This is a genomic window from Paenibacillus sp. SER-28 (genome assembly GCF_052906305.1).
The window spans coordinates 1-278 of record NZ_JBRECM010000066.1; the positions used below are offsets into that span (position 1 = coordinate 1).

The 278-nt window shown below is 64.7% G+C and carries 1 protein-coding gene; it reads right to left on the bottom strand.

Annotated features, from left to right (window positions below; translation table 11 throughout):
• On the bottom strand, positions 1 to 278 hold a 278-nt coding region (locus tag ACUYLD_RS25650), incomplete at both ends, for a hypothetical protein (RefSeq protein ID WP_446676237.1).

A 278-nucleotide genomic window follows, 5' to 3' on the forward strand; every position in this document is an offset into this window, starting at 1 on the left:
GTGCTTGGCCTTGACCAGCTGGCGCGTCTCGTACACGTAGAACTCCATCCGGTCGATTTCGCGCAGCAGGTCGTTCGGGAACTCGATGTCGGCCTTGTCGATCTCGTCGATCAGCAGCACCACGGGCCGGTCGGCCTCGAAGGCCTGCCAGAGCACGCCCTTGACGATGTAGTTCTCGATGTTGCGGACGCGGTCGCTGCCTTCGATGCCGGCGAGCTGCGAGTCCCGCAGACGGCTGACGGCGTCGTACTCGTACAGGCCCTGCTGGGCCTTGGTGG